The 18,601-nt window shown below is 39.1% G+C and carries 8 protein-coding genes; 7 read left to right on the top strand and 1 reads right to left on the bottom strand.

From position 1 onward, the window contains the following. Window positions 1-4: 4 nt before the first annotated feature. The 5 genes from ACSZOX_RS19330 to ACSZOX_RS19310 all read left to right on the top strand — a co-directional run bounded on the left by ACSZOX_RS19330 (window position 5) and on the right by ACSZOX_RS19310 (window position 8,645). Window positions 5-1,090, top strand: a complete 1,086-nt coding sequence (locus tag ACSZOX_RS19330; RefSeq protein WP_437921834.1) for an alpha/beta hydrolase — start codon at window positions 5-7, stop codon at window positions 1,088-1,090. Further along, a complete protein-coding gene (locus ACSZOX_RS19325; RefSeq protein WP_437921833.1) occupies window positions 1,087-2,364 on the top strand; it encodes an aspartyl protease family protein in 1,278 nt (425 codons plus the stop codon). The genes ACSZOX_RS19330 and ACSZOX_RS19325 overlap by 4 nt, the downstream gene beginning before the upstream one ends. A gap of 259 nt (window positions 2,365-2,623) precedes the next feature. Further along, the gene (locus ACSZOX_RS19320) at window positions 2,624-4,012 is read left to right on the top strand and encodes a DUF6055 domain-containing protein (protein ID WP_437921832.1); all 1,389 of its coding nucleotides are present in this window, start codon (window positions 2,624-2,626) and stop codon (window positions 4,010-4,012) included. A gap of 222 nt (window positions 4,013-4,234) precedes the next feature. After that, entirely contained in the window at window positions 4,235-7,237 is a 3,003-nt protein-coding gene (locus ACSZOX_RS19315) for a SusC/RagA family TonB-linked outer membrane protein (protein ID WP_437921831.1), read from the top strand. A 10-nt stretch (window positions 7,238-7,247) separates the two neighbouring features. Continuing rightward, window positions 7,248-8,645 carry a SusD/RagB family nutrient-binding outer membrane lipoprotein gene (locus tag ACSZOX_RS19310; RefSeq protein ID WP_437921830.1) on the top strand — a complete coding sequence of 466 codons (1,398 nt, stop codon included), beginning with the start codon at window positions 7,248-7,250 and terminating at the stop codon, window positions 8,643-8,645. Between the two features lie 992 nt (window positions 8,646-9,637). On the opposite strand, the gene ACSZOX_RS19305 is transcribed toward ACSZOX_RS19310, so the two are convergent. Continuing rightward, the gene (locus ACSZOX_RS19305; RefSeq protein WP_437921829.1) at window positions 9,638-13,705 is read right to left on the bottom strand and encodes a two-component regulator propeller domain-containing protein; all 4,068 of its coding nucleotides are present in this window, start codon (window positions 13,703-13,705) and stop codon (window positions 9,638-9,640) included. 567 nt (window positions 13,706-14,272) lie between these two features. Here ACSZOX_RS19305 and ACSZOX_RS19300 point away from each other — a divergent pair. After that, entirely contained in the window at window positions 14,273-15,442 is a 1,170-nt protein-coding gene (locus ACSZOX_RS19300) for an IPT/TIG domain-containing protein (protein WP_437921828.1), read from the top strand. 53 nt (window positions 15,443-15,495) lie between these two features. Further along, window positions 15,496-18,600, top strand: a complete 3,105-nt coding sequence (locus ACSZOX_RS19295; protein ID WP_437921827.1) for a SusC/RagA family TonB-linked outer membrane protein — start codon at window positions 15,496-15,498, stop codon at window positions 18,598-18,600. The last annotated feature ends 1 nt before the right edge of the window (window position 18,601 follow it).

Below are 18,601 nucleotides of genomic sequence, written 5' to 3'. Positions count from 1 at the left end.
AAAAATGAAAATCCTGAAGGGAATATTATTGTTAGCGTTATTCGCTTTGTTAAGCCCGTTTGTTGCAGCGCAAAATTTCAAAGCAGAGGATGTTGTTTTTCATGCCGTTCATGATACGATAAGTTTTGGAGCGACAATCACAAGCCCTAAAGAATCTGGGAAATATCCTGCATTGGTCTTGGTATCGGGTACAGGACCTCAAAATAGAGATTGCGAGATGGCGGGACAGCCACTTTTCGCCCAAATAGCAGCTCATTTGAGTGGACAGGGTTATATCGTGCTTCGTATGGATGATCGTGGCGTTGGGAAAACGACGGGTAATTATATGGCTGCCACTACTGCCGATTTTGCGAACGATGCGTTGGAGGCCGTGGATTATTTAAAAAAACATCCCCAAGTTGATACTTCTAAAATTGGTCTTTTAGGGCACAGTGAAGGTGGAGCTGCGATAGCGATAGCAGCTTCGAAATCCAACAATATTTCCTTTTTGGTTAGTTTGGCTGGATTGGCAACAAGTGGATTGGAATCGTTATTCTTGCAGAATGAAAGTCTGGTGAACAACTCGCCGATGACAGTTATTGATAAAAAGCGGTCAAATGAAATCAATCGGTTGATGTTTGCTGTGGCTTATCAATATGCTGAATCGGATAGTTTGGAAAGCAAGTTAAATGCTACTTATAACTATTGGAAAGAAAAAGACAATATTTATTTTGCTACATTGGGAATTGAACACGATCATTTTCGTTTTCCTATTTGGTCTTATGTACAGCAAGCTGTTGGTCCGTGGTATCGCTATTTTGTGCGTTATAATTCGCAGATGGTTTTAAGCCACGTTGATGTACCTATTTTGGCATTAAACGGAGACAAGGATCTTTTTGTGACGCCTGTTAATCTTCAGTATTGGGCAACATATAGTTTGTCAGGACAACAAGGTAAAGTGACGACAAAATTATTACCACAAGTCAATCATTTGATGCAGGAATGTAAAACTTGTGATACCAAGGAATACCGTAATTTAGGACCAATGCCTGAATCGACATTGAATATAATTTTAAACTGGTTGGATAACACAAACAAAATCGTACGATGATAAAGAGATTCATTTTTTTTTATGTTTTTTTCCTTTTTTGCTCTTCATTTACTTTAGCCCAAAAGAAAGGTATAAAAGAAGAAGTCGAGGCGATAGTTAATTTCTTAAATGAAAAAAATAGTAGAGCTTTACTCGCGTTGATGACGGATTCCAGCCGTATTGGTAATCTGCCCCCTATGGATATACAGAAGGTCTTGCCGGAAATTTTATCCAATTTTAAAGGTGTTGAAAAGTTTGATATTATTAGTGACATGTCATTAGCGAATGGAGATCATCTTGTTTCACTGCAGGTTACCTATGCAGATGGAAAATCGGGAAAACCTACATTTCAATTCAATAAATTGGGGAAACTTGTTAACCTTGGTATTATTAAAGCGCGGCTAAAGGGTAATCCGGAAGAGGCTTTGACACAAGCATTAAATGCTACGGAGAAAGCAGATACTTTACGTATTCCGTTCCAAATGGAAAATGGTCTTATTTATGTACCTGCTGAATTGAATGGCCAACAGGGTTTCTTTATGTTTGATAGTGGTGCACCGGTACTCATTCTACGGAAAAAGTATGTTTCTGTGTCGCATATAAATAAAGAAGTTTCCGTTGATTTTACAGGAATGGGAGGCACGATGCGGGATGTTCAATGGGCTGTGGGAAATACCTTAAAATGGGGAGGAATGACTATTGAGGATCTGGATGCTCCTGTTGCCGCTATGGATGATATGGAATTAGAAAATGGGGTGCCTATTTTTGGTTTGATGGGATATGGTATGTTAAAGGATTATCAGCTAACTTTTGATTATACTCGACAAGAACTACTCTTAGAGCGGGTTGATAAGGATGGCGATCTTGTTGGTTCGAGCTTCAAAAAAGGTAAATATCAAGGCCTATTTTCCATGCGAATGAAGCGACATATTCCTATAGTTGACATTGCCATAGGTGACCATGTTTATCCAATGGGAATTGATTGTGGGGCGAATGCAAATGTGTTGAAGGAAGATGTGGCTGCAGCTATGAATTCCTATATTGATTATGGAGATGAGAATGTAAGCATCTCCGGAGTAGGAGGCGTAGCGCAGAATAATCGTGTTGCTTATCTTATGAAGGCTATGATCGGGTCGGTCGCTCTTGAGGATATGTATACTGTTTTTACTAATCAAGCGATTGGCGGAGGAGAAGGTGATGATGCACTACCGATCGTTGGATTGTTAGGGACCCCTTTTTTGAATCAAAACAAAATAACCCTCAACTTTAACAAGGGTGAGATCACCGTTTATTAAATATAAGATCTGATTTAACGTCTTCGATCAGATCCTAATAGATTAAAGAAACCTATTCAGGTAAATTGTTTACTTAGTAGTAAAGGTCGACCCTTCTGAGGTCGGCCTTTTTTGTATATGTTGAATATCAATTATTCAAGATTTGAATTTTTTGCTAAATATCAGATGGCAATGGTCAATATTGGGAAAGTTTGCTGTATCACGTAATTCTATCTTTGATAGAAAAAATTCTATACACATTGCTGATAAACTATAAATTATGAAAAGAAAATTGATTCATCTGATAAGTATCGCCGTTTTTTCGGCTCAACTGTTTTTTTTAAATTCTTCTTTTTCTGCCATATCAATAGGAAGAATGGATTCGATACAGATAGGGAGTAAAGACGTGTATTTGCCCACAGAGGTTTGGCGAGTGCCCGAGAATAACGATTATGAAAATCCGGAGAGTGAATATAGCAATACGAGACGAGTGGAATCTGCCAATATTGTTCTCTTTTGGGCTAAAGAATATGGGGATCAACCGATGCACAATAATGACGAGGCGAAAAGATTTGATCCGGAAGCTGTGTTGAAGACTTGTGAAGACTTGTATCAATTCTATACCAAAGAACTAAAATTTGTAGAGGAAGGGAATTCTATTTCCGATCGATACAAGTTGTTGATGTATGTATTCGGAGGCGATGATGGAACGGCATATGGTGGAGGTGCAGCGGATAAAATAGGTGTAATGTGGACGCCCGCCGCTCGAATAAAGAATGCTCCATATGGTGCGCTTGCACACGAAATGGGGCATAGTTTTCAGTATTTAGCAAAATGTGACGGAAATTGGGCATATTCCTCTCCGATTGAAGGAAGCCGTGGCAATTCTATATTTGAGATGACTTCCCAATATATGTTATGGCAAGTATATCCCGATTGGATAACTTTTGAAAATTATCATTTGAAAGGCTTTATGGAGAAGACACATTATGCGTTCTTACATGAAGAAAATCAATACCATTCTCCTTTTGTTTTAGAATATTGGGCGAGTAAACATGGGAAAGATTTTATTGGGAAAATGTGGCGTAGTGCACAAAAGGGAGAAGATCCAGTTATGACCTACAAACGTTTGGCAGGTCTATCTCAGGAGCATTTTAATGACGAATTATTTGACGCTTATCGGCGTTTTGTCACCTGGGATATGGCAAGAATCGAATCGGTGTCTCGCCAATATGCGAACCAACATTTTACCAAGCTCGACGCATTGCCTGAGCAAGGTTGGCGTATATCGGCAGATAAAACTCCTCAGAACTATGGTTACAATGCGATCCGCTTACACGTTCCCACGGGAGAAAATAGAGAAATCGAATTAACCTTTAATGGAAAGAAGGGGTTAGCGGGATATAGGACAATACATCCCGAAGAAGGAGGTTGGCGATATGGTTTCTTGGCTGTCTCCAAGGCTGGTTTGCGCACTTATGGACCAGTATATAAAGACGATAATGCGACTGTTGCATTTTCTGTTCCTGACGATACAGCTTATCTCTGGTTAGTGGTTATGGGAGCTCCGAAAATTCATCGAAGTCATCTGATTGATGGTAAAGATGAGACTGATGAGCAGTGGCCTTATGAAATTGTGTTAAAAAAAACAAATTTATTTAATGAATAGTGGGTTCTTGTTGACTTGTGTTGTTTAATTTTTATTGTTTAATAAAAAAGATCAGGATTATTTTTATGGTTCTGATTTTTTTTGTGTCATTATAAGTGTATTGGTTAAAATTTAATTCGATTTAGCTAAATTATGTGCGTTTTTGGGGGTTGATATGTAATATTTTTGTTGGTAAGGTTTGATAAGAGAGTTTAATTATGCTAACACTAAACAAAAATAGAAATGAGAATCAATTATTTCATGCTAATCGTTATCGGGCTGTTTCTGTCGCTTGATAGCTCCGGACAATCCCAGATTCTAAAAGGAGTCGTGGTCGATGTCAATAAGTCGCCTCTAGCAGGCGTATCTATTGCTGTCAAAGGCACTTCCAGTGCTACGAGTACAGATGCCTCCGGAAGATTTACGTTGACATCCTTAGCTCCCAATGGTACATTACTTGTTCGACATCTAGGCTTTAAGTCCCAAGAGATAGATTTTGAAACGAAAACTGAACTTACAATTGTGTTATCCGAGGATAGTGAGGAGCTTGGAGAGGTTGTGGTTACAGCACTTGGAATCAAGCGTGAAAAGAGGCAGTTGACTTACAGTACCCAGGAAGTTTCGGGTGAAGACATTAGTCGTTCTAAGGAGTCAAGTGTACTCAACGCCTTGACGGGGAAAGTCTCTGGTGTCCAGATCACCTCTTCCTCCGGGCAACCTGGAAGTTCTTCTCGTATAGTCATTCGCGGAACGAGTTCCTTAAGCGGTAACAATGAGGCCCTGATTGTTGTCGATGGTGTACCGATTAATAACGATCAAACAGGGAATAATGGCAATGGTAATGGTATAAGTCGATTTTCGGATATCGATCCGTCCATTATTGAAAGTGTCAATGTACTTAAGGGATCTGCAGCCTCAGCGCTTTATGGTTCCAGTGCAGCGCGAGGGGTTGTCATCGTGACGACCAAAAATGGATCTAAGGAACAAAAACCAACATTTAATTTTACTACCCAGTACGCTATAGATAAAGCAATCTATCCACAAGTGCAATCGCTATATGCGCAAGGGACGAATGGTGTTTATTGGAATGGTGTGGATAGTGATCAAAAAACCAGCTTGGTTTGGGGACCGCGCTTGGATACTTTGATGGTTGACGGACAGCCTGTGCGTAATGTAAACCCTATGGATGAATTTTTTCAAACTGGTAGAACGTGGACAAATGGCTTGAGTATTCAAGGAGGATCGGATAAGGCGAATTACTTTATGTCTTATTCGTATTTGGATCAGGAAGGTACAATTCCTACAACGAATTACAAAAGACATGCTTTTTTTGCGAAGTATAATAATAAAATCACAGATAAATTTTCTGCAGGATTTCAATTTAATTATGTGCCTACTACTGCTCATCGTACATCAGAAGGGTATGGGTTAGAAAGTCCCCTTTGGACCATTTATACAGCTCCATTCTCTTGGGACCCTTCCCCTGCGGTCGACGACGATGGAAATCAGCGGATGTTTCGCTATTCAAGAAATAACCCGTATTGGGCCTTAGAAAATATCTACACTGATATCACAGGGAATAGAATACTGCCAGTAGCGAATTTCTCTTATACTCCATTTAGCTGGCTTACCTTTACAGAGAGGATAGGAGCGGATCTATATTCTGAACAATCAAAATACCACGAATTGCCTAGCGATATGCTTGGTACAACAGGAATATTGCGTGATCGTAATAATAATTATCGTCAATTCAATCATGACTTTATTGCTGAACTTCGCCAGCCTATAGCCGATGATACGGAACTTAGTGTGCTTGTTGGGAATAATATTTTCTCGACGTATAACCAAACGTACGAACTGACAGGTACAGGTGGCTTTACCGTGGAAGATTTTAATAATATCAGTAATACAGAGAATCAAACGGTATCGGAATCTTATACGCAATTTAGACGTGTTTCGTTTTATGCACAGCCTACTGTCGATTATAAGAAAATACTCGTGCTTTCGTTGACAGGAAGATTGGAGCAAAGTTCTGTGTTTGAAAAGAGCAACAGAACATATATGTATGGTTCGGTGTCTGGAGGATTCGCATTTTCGGAATTATTGAAGAGTAAGTGGAGTTGGCTTGATTTTGGAAAACTACGGGCTTCTTACTCTATTGTCGGAAATGACAATGTTTCTCCATATGCCACTACAACAAATTATGCAGTAGCTACCAATTTTCCATTTAATGGTGTACCAGGCTTTTTGATCAGTAACGTGTTAGGGAATTCTGCGTTGAAAAATGAAACGACGAAAGAGATTGAAATTGGCTTAGAAGCTCAATTTTTGAAAAATAGAATCGGCTTTGAATTCAATTATTTTGATCGCAATCACGAAGATTTACTCTCCTATGTTACTTTGGCAAACTCAACAGGTTATAGCAATTCCTATATCAATGCTGGTAGTATGTATAATAAAGGAATCGAGGCTTTGTTGAATATTTCTCCAGTGAAAAAAGAAGATTTTTCATGGGATTTGACATTGAATTTTACGAAGATCAAAAATAAAGTTACTTACATTAATGGTGATGCCGGTAACGTTAATATTGGGCAAACTTGGGCCTTTCGTGGAGATCCTTACGGAACCTTTTTCGGCACAGGCTACAGCTATAATAATGCTGGACAGCTTTTAGTAGATGATTCGGGGTTGCCGGTGATTAGCGAATCGAAAAAGATTGGAAATATCCAACCCGATTGGTTGGCGGGGTTGAATAATAGTTTCACTTATAAGGATTTCAGCTTGAGCTTTTTCTTCGATATGCGAAAAGGTGGAGACATTATGAACTCCGATGATCGCTACGGCTTTTTCTATGGAACAAGTAAAGCTACTGAGAACAGGGAGGATCGAATTGTGGAGGGAGTAAATGTGAATACCGGAGAAACCAATACAGTTACGGTATCGGGACAGAGTTATTTTCAACGGCTTAGCGATATCTATGAATCGGCTATTCAGGACGGAACGTATATTAAATTGCGAAATGTAAATCTGACCTATAACTTTCCTACAAAATGGATAGAGCGCACACCTTTTAAACGAGGATCTTTTACTGTGACAGGACGAAATTTATGGATCTATGCACCACATTTTACGGGTTCAGACCCTGAAGTGAATAGCTATGGAACAGGAAATGGGGCAATAGGCCTTTATGGAAATTCGGCGCCTACTTCCCGCTCCTACAATTTCACCCTATCGTTAACCTTTTAAATTGTAAAAAATGAAAAAGATATATGCTTATTTGATTGGCGCGTGTACGTTATTATCTCAAGCGAGTTGTGATAAATTTCTAGACGTCAACGAAAATCCGAATCAACCTGCGGATGTACAAGAATCCTTATTATTGCCTGCTATTGAGTATAATTTAGTGAATAACGTAGTCGCTGGTTGGGCCTCTATTGATGCTGCGCATTTCATGCAATTGATAGCCTTAAACCAAGCTGTACCTAATGTCGGAACTTATAGGCTAAATCCTGTTGATTTAGATGATCCTTGGTATTACACTTACACCTCTTGTCTCCAAAATATAAAGCTGATGAAAGAAAAGGCAGAATCAAAAGGGAATGAGATTTATGGTGGTATCGCAGATGTTTTATTGGCTTATACGCTCGCTTATGCCAGCGATATGTGGGGCGACATCCCTTACTCTGAAGGTTTAAACGGTTCAGCCAATTTTACGCCAGCTTATGATGCACAGGAAGATATTTATAATACCGTACAAGGATTGCTTGATGAGGCTATCACCCGGTTATCATCCGGAGGTGGTTCCACACCAGGTAGCGATGATTTCTTTTTTGCTGGTGATACCCAGAAGTGGATTAAGGCTGCTTATACATTGAAAGCTAGGTATTATATGCACCTAACAAAAGCTCCTGGATATGCGGCATCTGAGCAGGCTCATCTTGCTTTGACAGCATTAGAGAATGGTATGGAAAGTAATGATGATGATCTGGCTTTGCCTTATGACGGATCTGCGGGCCGCGAAAATAGATGGTTCAAAAATTTCCTCCCTGGCGAAACTATCGTGCTCTCGTCGAAGACTGTGGATTCTTTAGTCAATCGGAACGACCCTCGCTTATCCAGCTTGGTTGCTCGATCGGCCTTGAACAACGATTATAGTGGACGATTGATAGGAACAGTAGGTATAGGCTCACTAGAAGCGTATTCGATTGGGGGCAATTTCTATGCGAGCGAAAGTTCGCCACTCTCGCTGATCAATTACCGAGAGGCGTTATTGTTGAAGGCTGAGGCTACATTAATTGTTTCAAATGCAGCGAGTGCGCAGCCGTTTTATCGTCAGGCTATTGAAGCGGATATGGAGCATATTGGTGTTACTTCAACAGCAGCTATTCAATCTTATTTAACTGCACGTGGAACTATTAACGCAGGTAATGCAATGTCTTATATTATGGAAGAGAAAGCTGTCGCTAATTTTTTGTCACCGGAAATTTTTAACGATTGGAGACGTACGGGCTATCCTGCTTTAGTAAAAGTACAAAATGCTTTATCCGATATCCCAAGAAAAATGTTGTATCCACTTACTGAAGTGACAAATAATCCACAACCACAACATACGAATGATGCGTTAATCAATCGCGTGTGGTGGGACGCACAATAGTTGATTTTAATATCAAAAGCAAAGAGGGGCGTCTGAAAAGGACGCTTCTCTTGGAATTACTTTATTGATCCTTTCTCTCTGGATAGATCAACGGCTTTCATTTTGAATTGTTAGTCAGATACTCGATTGCTCTTGGTTAAACTAATTTAAGTGCTTAATTATTAAATCTGTATCTACTCAAATATGACTAACGCTATCCATGTGTTGCTGCGTTACATGCCTGTATTGTAGTATATCATACTTGTATTACCGCGTTACATGCCTGTACTCGAGTATATCATACTTGTGTTGCCGTGTTTCATGCCTGTACTCAAGTATATCATACTTGTGTTGCTGCGTTACATGCCTGTATTGTAGTATATCATACTTGTATTACCGCGTTACATGCCTGTACTCGAGTATATCATACTTGTGTTGCCGTGTTTCATGCCTGTACTCAAGTATATCATACTTGTATTGCCGCGTTACATGCCTGTATTGTAATATATCATACTTGTATTGCCGCGTTTCATGCCTGTCTTGTAGTATATCATACTTGTATTGCCGCGTTTCATGCCTGTCTTGTAGTATATCATACTTGTGTTGCTGCGTTACATGCCTGTCTTGTAGTATATCATACTTGTATTGCCGCGTTTCATGCCTGTCTTGTAGTATATCATACTTGTATTGCCGCGTTTCATGCCTGTACTTGAGTATATCATACTTGTGTTGCCGCGTTACATGCCTGTCTTGTAGTATATCATACTTGTATTGCCGCGTTACATGCCTGTACTCGAGTATATCATACTTGTATTACCGCGTTACATGCCTGTATTGTAGTATATCATACTTGTGTTGCTGCGTTTCATGCCTGTACTCGAGTATATCATACTTGTATTGTTCCGTACTATATGCCTGTAAATCTTATAGGCAGTATCCATTAAATTGTACACTGGCTTAATGTACATGTACAAAATAGCGGTCTTGCAGGATACGAGTTTAATACGTTATCCCTATTTTATATGTACATGATACTTGTTTTTCAGGTGCGCATATTTTTTTCGGTAAGCCGATGGCGTATCACCAAATAGTTTGGTAAACTGTTGCCTGAAATGTTTAATATCGCTGAATCCTGCGGCATAGGCTGCTTCATTGATGTTCGCGTTTGTATCAATCAACAATCGGGCAACTTTTCGAAGTCGAATATAGCGAATAAATTCGTTGGCCGATTTTCCAGAAATAGACTTTATACGTCGGTACAGATTCGAATGACTCATGCCAAGTTGTTCTGCCAATGTTTTGACGGAGAAATCAACATCTTGTAAATTCGCTTCTACTACGGCAATAGCCTGCTCTAGAAAATCTTTGTATTCCACAGGTATTTTGTGGTCATTGACTTGTAAAGTGATGGCACTATGGAAATACTGATGTAAACGATGACGATTCTGAATCAGGTTGTTGACACGGGCGGTCAAGATTTCCTTATCAAAAGGTTTGGTTATATAGTCATCAGCTCCTCCTTCGATACCTTTCAATTTAACGTCAGGAGAGAAACTAGCGGTTAATAAGATAACAGGAATATGGCTTAATTTGTTGTTTTTCTTTATTTTTTCGCACAAGTCTATACCCGAGACTTGGTGCATCACGACATCACTGATCACAATGCTGGGCTCCAAGGTCCGTAGAAGTTCCAATGCTTTTTCCCCACTTTCCGCTTGCACAACGTCAAAATTAGACAGGAAGAGTTTGCTGATATAATTTCGTATATCATCGTTATCATCGACAACGAGCATGATATCGCGAGAGGTGGTTAGTGGAGTTGTTATAACTTCTTGATGTTCATACTCCGAAGCTACTTTCTGAATATCGGAAGGCGTATCTTCATCCATAAGTTCTTTTATGAATATCGAGTGTTCAGGAACGTCTTCGAAAATGAGATTATCTTTAATAATAGACGAAGAGCGTGGAATCGCTAAGGAGAAAGTTGTGCCTCCCATGCTGTTCTGCTGAAATGTAATATTTCCTTGATGTGCCTGTGCAAACTTTTTAACAAGAAAAAGTCCAATGCCGAAGCCTTCTTTTGCTTGACTATTACTGGAATAGTCGCGTTGGAAAGGCTTGAATATGTTCTCGTCTAGCGCTTGATGGGTTCCATTACCGGAATCGTTGATCTCTAAAATGATGTTTCCATAATGTAACCGAAGTACGATATCTACTTTACCTTGGTTTGCGGTATATTTGATTGCATTGTGAAAGAGATTAAAAAGACATATTTCGAGTTTTTCGCGATCACCATAGAGGCTATAGTCCTCTTCTGTATTCGAAAAGGTGTAGTTTATATGACGAGAATGTGCCAATTGTTGAAAACAATAAAACACTTCACGAGCGAGCACAGAAAAATCGAGCTTGACGATGCGGAGTTCGTCAAAGTCACTATCCGCTTTTCGAAAGAGCAAAAGTTTGTCGACTAGGCTGAGTAAACGCCGCGCATTGCTGTACACATGCTGTATTTCCGTTTGATGTTCGGGAGGTTCTGATTGATATAAAATTTCCTTTAATGGATTAACGATAAGAGTTAAGGGGGTACGAAATTCATGTGCGATATGGGTAAAGAACGTGATTTTCTTTTCATTAAGTTCATGTTCTTTGCTGCGCTCAAACTCCGATGTTTTTAGTCGGTATAATAATTCTGTTCGATGTTTCACGTAACGGATATACAGGTACAACGCTGTAGCCAAAGCGACCCCATAAAAAAGGTAAGCCCACAAAGAGCGCCACCAGGGAGGAAGTACCCTAATTTTTATTAGACGCTCGACGCTATTCCATTTTCCGTTGGCGTCGGTAGATCGAATGCGAAGGGTGTATGTTCCTTCTTTCAAATGAGAGTAATGAGCTGACCGCTGTTTGTCTACATAATTCCAATCTTTATCCCATCCTTCCAGGAAATACGAGTATCTGATTTTGTCCGGAAAGCTATATTCCAATGCCGCAAAAGAAAAAGATAATATGGCATTGTCGTAAGGAATTTCTAATGCATCTATTGCCGAAAGCGGATAATCTACGTAATCGTTGTAGCTCGTATAAGGTTTGTTGTCAATTTGAAATTGTGTTAGTACCAGCGAAGGAAATTGAGAGCGAAGATGCATATCTTCCGGATTAAATATATTGAAGCCTCTGATCCCCCCAAAGGCCATTTCTCCATTTTTTAGTGTTAGTGCTGCGTTGTAGTTGAATTGATTGCTTTGAAGACCATCTGATTTGTAGAAATTCTGAAAGCTGCGGTCGTCGGTATTGAACTTCGATAGTCCATTGTAGGTTGATATCCAGAGATTTCCTCTTTTGTCACGCAACGCATTTAGTAGGGTGTTGCTGGGGAGGCCTTCTTTTTCCGTATAGCGGATGATCTTTCCGGTAAGTGTGTCAAATAGGAGTAGGCCGCCACCTTCTGTTCCTATCCAGAGTTTTTTATCTTCGGCATGTTGTATAAAACGCACGGGGGTGCCGATGGGGAATATTTTGTGTTTTTTTGTGCTGATATCATAATAAACAAGTTCTGCCCATGACCCCATCCAAAGTGTATTTTGTTCTCCTTCCATAAAGGATAAAATATCATAAATGGGAATGTCGAGCGGAATAAATTGATCTGTTTTTTTGTCCAGTTGATAAACGTGCCCTCCATTTAATGTAGAAGCCCAAAGCCGTTCTTCACTGTCTTCGTAAAGTCGCCAAACTGCTTTGTTGGAGTAGCTTGTCTGCGGATAAAAACAATCGTAGCTTTTAATATCCCCAGTTTTGGTGTTTAGCTTAAGGATTCCGCGATCGTAGGTCGCTATCCATAAAAAATTATTTTTATCTTCTATTAGCCCTGTTACAAAAGCTTGTTTGAGTAAATTGCTATTAGAAAGGGGATAATTTATGAAACGTTGATGAGGCATATTCCACTTCAATAGTCCTGCACCATCGGTGCCCACCCATAAATTATCATTTTCGGATTCCTCGATTGAAAGGACGAAGTCTCGCGAGCTGATTTTTTGATTTTCACTGTTATTTTTAACGAGTTGAAACTTTCCCTTGTTAGGATCAATAAGATTTACGCCCCCTCGTAATGTACCTATCCATTGGCGATCTTGCCTATCTTCGTAGACGGCAAATACAGAGTTGCTTGTAAGTTGTGTACCGCTGAATAAAGGAAGGTGTGCAATTTGTCCTGTTTGTATATTGATTTTCTGAATACCACCTCCGTCAGAGCAAGCCCAAATTTTTTGATCCTTACCGAAATACAGGTGCACAATCCTTTCCTGACACAAACCATTTGTTGAGGTATAATATTGAAAACTACTTTTTGTAGTATTGTACCGGGAGATTCCCCAATTTGTTGAAAACCAGATGTCGCCATCTTTTGAAGCGGTCATTGAACTGGCATTGAAGTTTCCTGCCATCTGTAGGCGTACCGTATGACTTTCGCTATCGTAATAACATAACCCAACATGGTGAATCACGATCCATAATTTACCATCCGGCGTTTGGCACGTTCCACTGACATTGTACGTTGTCGTTGGCTTTTGATGAGGCAGCAGTAATGGTATTGATTCTGCAATAACTTCATTTTCCTGATGTCGGATAGCAAGTAAGCCAGCTTTACCGCTACCTGCAAAAATATTTCCCTTTTTGTCCATTTCGAACTGATGGATAGAGAAATCAATGGAATCAAGTTTGTTTTTCTTTGTTTGGAGTTTCAATCGTGTAAAACCGCTATGAGCAGGATGTAAGACAGCAGCTCCTACTTTTGTTGAAATATAAAGTATCCCTTTTTTATCTTCAATGATATCGGTGACGCGGTTATCTGGTAGCGAGTGGATATCGTGTGGAACATTCTTGAATATTTTGAATTCATAACCATCGTATCGATTTAACCCATTAGCTGTGCCAAACCACATAAAGCCGTCGTTGTCTTGGTAGATATCCGTTATATAGTCGTTGGATAAGCCTTGCTCTATTCCAAGATATTCAACGGTGTTTTGGGCATGTACTTGGGACAGTAGAAATAGGATGTAGATAAAGACTTTTACGTATAACTTCATAATATTAAGTTTGTCTTATTCTTGTTAGGCGTTAGTTTAATGCTAAAGTAAGTAATATTCGGTTTTTTTTTTGCAGATTTGATAATTTTGTCTTCTTTTTTATAGATTTTATTGAATTAACATCTGTTAACATAGTTGTGTTATTTCTCCCCCCTTTTTTTATGAATCCCCCCCTTTTTCTTTGCCTCTGATCTAGCTATTATTGCAATATGCTAATCAATATATATGCTGTATTGTTAGATAATCAATGTTGAGGTATACCTAGGATTTTGAACCTTGCGATAATAATATAAACCATAATAATGATAAAAATGCTAAATACTTCGTAAAAGAATACACTTCTTATGAGTGCTGGTGTGTGCGCTCAACTCTTATGTGATAGTAAATGTTTAAACTCCCGATATATAAGGGAACATAACCTAAATGATGAAAATTAAAATACTTGTTAGAATGATGGGGAAACGCTCATCACTTTATTTCGCTATGTTTTCAGTTTGGCTATTTTTTTCAAGGTGTAGTAGCGATAAGCTCCTTTCAACTGAAATCTATAATTCTTCTGAGCCGATTGTGATAAATAAATTTATGCCAGATTCAGGGGGGATAAGAACCCAGTTTATTATTCAGGGATCGAATTTTGGTACGGATAAGGATAAAGTCTCGGTTTTTTTTAGTGACTATGAACGGGACCGACAAGCAACAATAGTAGGAATGACTAACGAGACTATCTACTGTCTAGTCCCTAAACAATACGGAGGAGCCAATACCATAAAAGTCAAAATTGTGAGTGATTCATCGGAGACGACAGAAACGTTTAAGTATATAGTTGCCGAGAGTGTATCAAATGTAGTTGGAGTAGCTAGTTCCGGTGGTTCTGTTGATGGAAGTTTAGCAGATGGACGTATTCAACGAACTTTCGGTCTGGCAGCGCTAAATGATGACGAATTGATCAGTTTCGAAAGTCTTTCTTCTAATGTTCGCTACATCTCAGTTAATGATAATAAGATTTCTACGTTACAGACTGGTTTTGATGGTACACATCCTGCTGTAACGAAAGACAGAAGTAAAATATACAGTATAGGCAGAAGTTCGCCACACAAAATATACATGTATGAGAAATCGTCATTGTGGGCTCCTCAAATTATGGCGGCGCAAATTTCAGGATCAACGGGATTAGTTTTTTCGGCATGCTTAGACGATTCGGAAGAGTGGCTCTATTTCAGAGATAAAAATGCGGTTTTTGGAAGGATACAGATCAGTAATCCAAATAATGTTGAAATTTTGAATACTGCATGCGGCAATGTAGGAACAAGTGATTATTCATATATGACTTATAGTTCAGTCGATGACTGCTTTTTTGTTAGTGTTCAATCTTCAAATGGTATTTACAAAGTAAGTAAAGATGGTTCGATTGTAGAAGAATATGCTGGATTTAATGGATTGGGACGCTTTGACGGACCAAAAGAAGAGGCATCTTTCTACTCTCCGGTAGGTATGTGTATTGATAAAGATGGAAATTTATATGTAATAGATTCGAATTCAAACCTTATACGCAAAATTAATCGTTTATCGGGACAGGTTTCGACCATAGCAGGGCAATATCTCGTTTTTGGTGGAGCCAATGGAGCTCCCTTGGAATCAAGTTTTAATTATCCTTATTGTATTGCGGCAGACGATGAAGATAACTTTTTTATAGGGGAAAGTTGGGGTGTGACCATTAGAAAACTAGCTATAGAGTAATGTCGTGATTTGTTTTTACACGTTTGAAAATTAGTTATATGAATTTATAAGATATGCAGAAGTCATTAAAAAAAATATTGATGTTAATTGTACCTCTATTGGTTTTACAGTTGCATCTTTTTGGGCAGTCAAAAGATTTATTGAAAATAGAGGGTAGTGTGATGGATGAGAATGGTAAAGAATTGGTCGGTGTAAGTATTCGAATTAAAGAAAAGTCAGGATCTGGAACTACATCTAATAATAATGGATATTTTACTTTGGGAAATATATCAAAAGGAAATACAGTTATCTTTTCTTTGGTGGGTTATAAAGACTATCAGCTAGAAGTTAATGAATCAATGCTCAAATTGAAAATAGCATTAACTGAAGAAACAAATGAAATGGATGAAGTTGTTGTAGTTGGGCGAGGTGAACAAAGAAAAATTACAGTAACAGGGGCTGTTACTAGTATTGACGTAAAGGAGTTACAAGTTCCAGCTTCATCAATAAGTAATATGTTAGGAGGGAGGGTTCCTGGGATTATAGCTGTGACCCGAAGTGGGGAGCCGGGTAGTGATTTTTCAGAGTTTTGGGTACGCGGGATAAGTACATTTGGGGCGAATCAAAGTGCATTAATCTTAATCGATGGAGTAGAAGGAGATTTGAATAACGTAGATCCTTCCGATTTGGAAAGTTTTACTGTATTGAAAGATGCTTCTGCAACAGCTGTTTATGGTGTTAGAGGTGCAAATGGCGTTGTTTTAATCACGACAAAAAGAGGTAAGGCTGGAGCTCTGAAAATGTCTTTTAGAGCCAATTCAACAATCACACAGAGTGCCCGTATGCCTGAATATGTTGAATCCTATGATTATGCACGATTAGCTAACGAGGCCAGGCAGGTAAGAGGCCTCGATCCAATTTATTCAGAGGTGGAGTTGGAAATCTTTAAAAAGAATTTAGATCCAGATTTATATCCTAATGTAGATTGGCGTGATGTTCTTTTAAAGGATTTCTCACGATACGATCAAGGAAATCTGAATATCTCTGGAGGTGGCACAAATGCAAGATATTACATGAGTTTAGGATACCTGAATAAAGAAGGTATCTTTAAACAAGATAAGGCAGCAAATAAGTACGACGTCAATACGAATTATTACAAATATAATTTTCGGGCAAATATAGATGTAGATTTAACGCCGACAACACAATTGGCTCTTAATCTAGACGATGCTATTACACAGACAAACTCGCCTGCTTATGCTACAGATAACAAATACCTATGGACTTCGCAGGCTAATATTACCCCTGTTAGTGTTCCCCTTCGGTACTCGACAGGACAGTTGGCCGGGTATGGGGCAAACGGGACAGAGCTCACACCATATTACCTCTTAAATTACACGGGTTTCTCCAAAACAAATACCAATACCGTGAATGTTAAACTGAATCTGCAACAGGATTTGAAAAGTGTAACCCCGGGATTAACAGGTAGTGCCTTGTTTTCTTACATGTATAAAAGTACGCATACAGCCTCTCATACAAAGCTTGGAGCGGACGTTTATCATGCCACGGGACGCGCAAATGATGGAAGTCTTATCTCTACGCGGACGGTGTCTGCAACGAACCCTACATATGGTCAAGGATCGCAAGCGGACAGGCAAGTCTATATGGAAGGACGTTTAAATTATGCGAAATTAATTGATGATAAACATAATTTTACAGGGCTTTTGCATTATTATCGACAGGAAGATGTTACATCTGATGTAGATAAGTATGAAAGTTCCTACATGAGTATTGTACCGTTAAGGTTTCAGGCTCTTTCAGGACGCATCGCTTATTCATACAAAGATACGTATTTGGCTGATTTGAATATGGGCTATTCGGGTTCAGAAAACTTTAAGCCAGGGGAACAATACGGTCTTTTTCCAGCCATATCAGCTGGTTGGGTACCAACCCAATACGAATGGGTAGATGATCACGTTCCTTTTATCGATTTCTTTAAAATAAGAGGGTCTTGGGGGAAAGTTGGAAATGCCCAGATTTTAGATGATAATGATAAATTGGTGCGATTTCCTTTTCAGACGATACTAACAACGAGCAGTAATGACTGGGGGTCAACTATAACTGAAGATAAGGTAGGAACAGACGGCTTGAGATGGCAAACTTCTACTAAATATGATGTAGGTGTGGATGCGAAATTTTATAAAAATAGATTCGATTTGACAGTTGATGCATTTTTGACCGATGCAAAAGATATTTATCAACAGCGCGTCACTATACCAGAGGAAGTAGGAGCTGCGCAATCTCCTTATTTAAATGTTGGTTCGATGCGGAGTTGGGGGATGGATGGAACATTGGCCTATACACAGACCTTGAATCCTGATTTCACCTTTACTTTACGTGGTAATTTTACTTTTTCCAGAAATAAGGTGACACATTGGGAACAAACAGGTGTGAATTTTCCTTACCAATCTTATACAGACGTTCCCTACGGAGTTCAACGTGGCTTGATCGCTTTGGGATTATTTAAAGATGAAGATGACATTGTAAGTAGCCCAAAACAAACCTTCATGGCAAATTACTTGCCTGGCGATATCAAATATAAAGATGTCAACGGTGATGGAATCATAGATACCGATGATGTCGTACCTCTAGATTATTCAGATGTCCCTCGTATAGTCTATGGATTTGCAGCTTCCGTAAATTGGAAAAAATGGAACTTCAATGTTTTCTTCACGGGGCAAAATCAAGTAAGCTATTTTCTTGGTGGTTCCGGATATTATCCTTTTGCCGCAGAAGAAACCGGTAATTTGCTATCTATCGTAACGGATCAATCTAATCGCTGGATTCCTGCTTCGGTTTCGGGAGATGCAAGTACTGAAAATCCTAATGCTCGCTTCCCTCGATTAACCTATGGTGCAAATAGTAACAATAATAGAGCTTCGACTTTTTGGATGGCGGACGCTTCATTTTTGCGCTTGAAAAACTTGGAAATAGGTTACAGATTCGAAGGGGTTCGGCTTGCAAAAAAGAAAATAGCGGCCATTAACTTAAATCTTATAGGAGATAATTTAGCTATCTGGGATAGTGTGAAATTATGGGATCCGGAACAAGCTTCCGATAACGGATCTGTTTATCCGCTGCAAAGAACATATACTCTGCAGATGAACATCACCTTTTAAT

The sequence above is a fragment of the Sphingobacterium sp. LRF_L2 genome (assembly GCF_965644235.1).
In the GTDB taxonomy this organism is placed as follows: Bacteria; Bacteroidota; Bacteroidia; order Sphingobacteriales; family Sphingobacteriaceae; genus Sphingobacterium.
Note: the sequence above shows the minus strand (reverse complement) of the source record. Positions and strands in the feature narration are given on the sequence as shown.

Excerpts from the sequence above, each read along its gene's own strand:
- ACSZOX_RS19330 (WP_437921834.1), top strand. The coding sequence starts at position 5 with ATGAAAATCCTGAAGGGAATATTATTGTTAGCGTTATTCGCTTTGTTA.
- ACSZOX_RS19325 (WP_437921833.1), top strand. The coding sequence starts at position 1,087 with ATGATAAAGAGATTCATTTTTTTTTATGTTTTTTTCCTTTTTTGCTCT.
- ACSZOX_RS19320 (WP_437921832.1), top strand. The coding sequence starts at position 2,624 with ATGAAAAGAAAATTGATTCATCTGATAAGTATCGCCGTTTTTTCGGCT.
- ACSZOX_RS19315 (WP_437921831.1), top strand. The coding sequence starts at position 4,235 with ATGAGAATCAATTATTTCATGCTAATCGTTATCGGGCTGTTTCTGTCG.
- ACSZOX_RS19310 (WP_437921830.1), top strand. The coding sequence starts at position 7,248 with ATGAAAAAGATATATGCTTATTTGATTGGCGCGTGTACGTTATTATCT.
- ACSZOX_RS19305 (WP_437921829.1), bottom strand. The coding sequence starts at position 13,705 with ATGAAGTTATACGTAAAAGTCTTTATCTACATCCTATTTCTACTGTCC.
- ACSZOX_RS19295 (WP_437921827.1), top strand. The coding sequence starts at position 15,496 with ATGCAGAAGTCATTAAAAAAAATATTGATGTTAATTGTACCTCTATTG.